Source organism: Shewanella sp. 10N.286.52.E4 (assembly GCF_041468785.1).
Taxonomy (GTDB): Bacteria; Pseudomonadota; Gammaproteobacteria; order Enterobacterales; family Shewanellaceae; genus Shewanella; species Shewanella electrodiphila.
In genome coordinates, this window is sequence record NZ_JBFRJJ010000050.1 from 1 (window position 1) to 4,857 (window position 4,857).

The 4,857-nt window shown below is 50.3% G+C and carries 2 rRNA genes; both read left to right on the plus strand.

Going from position 1 to position 4,857, the window contains the following annotated elements:
• The first annotated feature begins 25 nt into the window (after positions 1-25).
• Positions 26-1,570: ribosomal RNA gene (locus tag AB4153_RS20085) — 16S ribosomal RNA — on the plus strand.
• A 375-nt stretch (positions 1,571-1,945) separates the two neighbouring features.
• Positions 1,946-4,838, plus strand: a 23S ribosomal RNA gene (locus tag AB4153_RS20090).
• Together the 16S and 23S rRNA genes form the textbook arrangement of a ribosomal RNA operon.
• Positions 4,839-4,857: the final 19 nt, after the last annotated feature.

The window sequence follows — 4,857 nt, forward strand, 5'->3', positions numbered from 1 at the left end:
CATTTTCGAATGTTTCAAAAAACTTTAATTGAAGAGTTTGATCATGGCTCAGATTGAACGCTGGCGGCAGGCCTAACACATGCAAGTCGAGCGGTAACAGAAAGAAAGCTTGCTTTCTTTGCTGACGAGCGGCGGACGGGTGAGTAATGCCTAGGGATCTGCCCAGTCGAGGGGGATAACAGTTGGAAACGACTGCTAATACCGCATACGCCCTACGGGGGAAAGGAGGGGACCTTCGGGCCTTTCGCGATTGGATGAACCTAGGTGGGATTAGCTAGTTGGTAAGGTAATGGCTTACCAAGGCGACGATCCCTAGCTGTTCTGAGAGGATGATCAGCCACACTGGGACTGAGACACGGCCCAGACTCCTACGGGAGGCAGCAGTGGGGAATATTGCACAATGGGGGAAACCCTGATGCAGCCATGCCGCGTGTGTGAAGAAGGCCTTCGGGTTGTAAAGCACTTTCAGTAGGGAGGAAAGGTAGTGGTTTAATACGCCATTACTGTGACGTTACCTACAGAAGAAGGACCGGCTAACTTCGTGCCAGCAGCCGCGGTAATACGAGGGGTCCAAGCGTTAATCGGAATTACTGGGCGTAAAGCGTACGCAGGCGGTTCATTAAGCCAGATGTGAAATCCCCGGGCTCAACCTGGGAATTGCATTTGGAACTGGTGAACTAGAGTCTTGTAGAGGGGGGTAGAATTTCAGGTGTAGCGGTGAAATGCGTAGAGATCTGAAGGAATACCGGTGGCGAAGGCGGCCCCCTGGACAAAGACTGACGCTCATGTACGAAAGCGTGGGGAGCAAACAGGATTAGATACCCTGGTAGTCCACGCCGTAAACGATGTCTACTCGGAGTTTGGTGCCTTGAGCACTGGGCTCCCAAGCTAACGCATTAAGTAGACCGCCTGGGGAGTACGGCCGCAAGGTTAAAACTCAAATGAATTGACGGGGGCCCGCACAAGCGGTGGAGCATGTGGTTTAATTCGATGCAACGCGAAGAACCTTACCTACTCTTGACATCCAGAGAATTCGCTAGAGATAGCTTAGTGCCTTCGGGAACTCTGAGACAGGTGCTGCATGGCTGTCGTCAGCTCGTGTTGTGAAATGTTGGGTTAAGTCCCGCAACGAGCGCAACCCCTATCCTTATTTGCCAGCGCGTAATGGCGGGAACTCTAGGGAGACTGCCGGTGATAAACCGGAGGAAGGTGGGGACGACGTCAAGTCATCATGGCCCTTACGAGTAGGGCTACACACGTGCTACAATGGCGTATACAGAGGGTTGCAAAGCCGCAAGGTCTAGCTAATCTCACAAAGTACGTCGTAGTCCGGATTGGAGTCTGCAACTCGACTCCATGAAGTCGGAATCGCTAGTAATCGTAGATCAGAATGCTACGGTGAATACGTTCCCGGGCCTTGTACACACCGCCCGTCACACCATGGGAGTGGGCTGCACCAGAAGTAGATAGTCTAACCTTCGGGGGGACGTTTACCACGGTGTGGTTCATGACTGGGGTGAAGTCGTAACAAGGTAGCCCTAGGGGAACCTGGGGCTGGATCACCTCCTTACCTATACGACTAACTTAATGTTTGTTGAGTGTTCACACAGATTGCTTGTTAACTTCTTCGGAAGTTGAGCGAAATGCGCCGCTGGCCGGTTAGCATTGTTCTTTAACAATTTGGAAAGCTGATAGTATTTAATTGCATGAGTCTGTCATGTTAATTAATTACAAATCGTATTATTGGGAAGTTAATCCCTTTTCGATAATACATTGAGTTCTCAAAACACTTTATTAAGTGTCTTGAATATTCTAAAAACTAAGGCGAATTTGTGTACTCGTAAGAGATGCAAATTAGTAATAAACCAGCTAGTTGCGATACAACAGTTAAGGCTACCCGCTTTAACAACAGTCTGTTTCTTTTAGAAACTTATTTGGGTTGTATGGTTAAGTGACTAAGCGTATACGGTGGATGCCTTGGCAGTCAGAGGCGATGAAGGACGTAGTAACTTGCGAAAAGCGTTGGCGAGCTAGTAACAAGCATTTGAGCTAACGATGTCCGAATGGGGAAACCCGGCCACATAAGTGGTCATCATAACGTGAATACATAGCGTTATGAGGCGAACCTGGGGAACTGAAACATCTAAGTACCCAGAGGAAAAGAAATCAACCGAGATTCCCCTAGTAGCGGCGAGCGAACGGGGATTAGCCCTTAAGTCTATGGGGTGTTAGTGGAATGTGTTGGAAAGCACAGCGGCACAGGGTGATAGCCCCGTACATGAAAACTAACCATAGATGAAATCGAGTAAGGCGGGACACGTGACATCCTGTTTGAATATGGGGGGACCATCCTCCAAGGCTAAATACTCCTGACTGACCGATAGTGAACCAGTACCGTGAGGGAAAGGCGAAAAGAACCCCTGTGAGGGGAGTGAAATAGAACCTGAAACCGTGTACGTACAAGCAGTGGGAGCGGTTCTTGAGACCGTGACTGCGTACCTTTTGTATAATGGGTCAGCGACTTACATTTTGTAGCGAGGTTAAGCGAATAGCGGAGCCGTAGGGAAACCGAGTGTTAACTGCGCGTTTAGTTGCAAGGTGTAGACCCGAAACCGAGTGATCTAGCCATGGGCAGGTTGAAGGTTGAGTAACATCAACTGGAGGACCGAACCGACTAATGTTGAAAAATTAGCGGATGACTTGTGGCTGGGGGTGAAAGGCCAATCAAACTCGGAGATATCTGGTTCTCCTCGAAAGCTATTTAGGTAGCGCCTCGAGCGAATACCACTGGGGGTAGAGCACTGTTAAGGCTAGGGGGTCATCCCGACTTACCAACCCTTTGCAAACTCCGAATACCAGTGAGTACTACTCGGGAGACAGACGGCGGGTGCTAACGTCCGTCGTCAAAAGGGAAACAACCCAGACCATCAGCTAAGGTCCCAAAGTTATTGCTAAGTGGGAAACGATGTGGGAAGGCTTAGACAGCTAGGATGTTGGCTTAGAAGCAGCCATCATTTAAAGAAAGCGTAATAGCTCACTAGTCGAGTCGGCCTGCGCGGAAGATTTAACGGGGCTAAGCAATACACCGAAGCTATGGGTTTGCACTTAGGTGCAAGCGGTAGAGGAGCGTTCTGTAAGCGGTTGAAGGTGAAGGGGTAACCCACACTGGACGTATCAGAAGTGCGAATGCTGACATGAGTAACGATAATGGGGGTGAAAAACCCCCACGCCGAAAGACCAAGGGTTCCTGTCCAACGTTAATCGGGGCAGGGTGAGTCGACCCCTAAGGCGAGGCCGAAAGGCGTAGTCGATGGGAAACAGGTCAATATTCCTGTACTTCTGCTAACTGCGATGGAGAGACGGAGAAGGCTAGGCTAGCGCGGCGTTGGTTGTCCGCGTTTAAGGTTGTAGGCTGTAAACTTAGGCAAATCCGGGTTTACATTAAGGCTGAGAACTGATGACGAGTCCCCAAGGGGATGAAGTAGTTGATGCCATGCTTCCAGGAAAATCTTCTAAGCTTCAGGTTAGTAGGAATCGTACCCCAAACCGACACAGGTGGTCGGGTAGAGAATACCAAGGCGCTTGAGAGAACTCGGCTGAAGGAACTAGGCAAAATGGTACCGTAACTTCGGGAGAAGGTACGCTGCTGGCGGTGATGGGACTTGCTCTCTAAGCTGCTGGCAGTCGCAGATACCAGGTGGCTGCAACTGTTTATCAAAAACACAGTACTGTGCAAAATCGCAAGATGACGTATACGGTATGACGCCTGCCCGGTGCTTGAAGGTTAATTGATTGGGTTATCTTCGGAGAAGCTCATGATCGAAGCCCAAGTAAACGGCGGCCGTAACTATAACGGTCCTAAGGTAGCGAAATTCCTTGTCGGGTAAGTTCCGACCTGCACGAATGGCGTAATGATGGCCACGCTGTCTCCAGCCGAGACTCAGTGAAGTTGAAATTGCGGTGAAGATGCCGTATACCCGCGGCTAGACGGAAAGACCCCGTGAACCTTTACTATAGCTTGGCACTGAACATTGAACCTACATGTGTAGGATAGGTGGGAGACTTTGAAGCTTCGTCGCTAGATGGAGTGGAGTCAATCTTGAAATACCACCCTTGTAGTTTTGATGTTCTAACCGCGGCCCCTTATCGGGGTTCGGGACAGTGCCTGGTGGGTAGTTTGACTGGGGCGGTCTCCTCCCAAAGAGTAACGGAGGAGCACGAAGGTTGGCTAAGTACGGTCGGACATCGTACGGTTAGTGCAATGGCATAAGCCAGCTTAACTGCGAGACATACACGTCGAGCAGGTACGAAAGTAGGTCATAGTGATCCGGTGGTTCTGTATGGAAGGGCCATCGCTCAACGGATAAAAGGTACTCCGGGGATAACAGGCTGATACCGCCCAAGAGTTCATATCGACGGCGGTGTTTGGCACCTCGATGTCGGCTCATCACATCCTGGGGCTGAAGTCGGTCCCAAGGGTATGGCTGTTCGCCATTTAAAGTGGTACGCGAGCTGGGTTCAGAACGTCGTGAGACAGTTCGGTCCCTATCTGCCGTGGGCGTTGGATGATTGAAGGAAGCTGCTCCTAGTACGAGAGGACCGGAGTGGACGAACCGCTGGTGTTCGGGTTGTTATGCCAATAGCATTGCCCGGTAGCTACGTTCGGAATCGATAACCGCTGAAAGCATCTAAGCGGGAAGCGAGTCCTAAGATGAGTCATCCCTAGGAATTTAATTCCTCTAAAGAGCCGTTCGAGACTAGGACGTTGATAGGCAGGGTGTGTAAGCGTTGTGAGGCGTTGAGCTAACCTGTACTAATGACTCGTGAGGCTTAACCATACAACCCAGATAAGTTTTA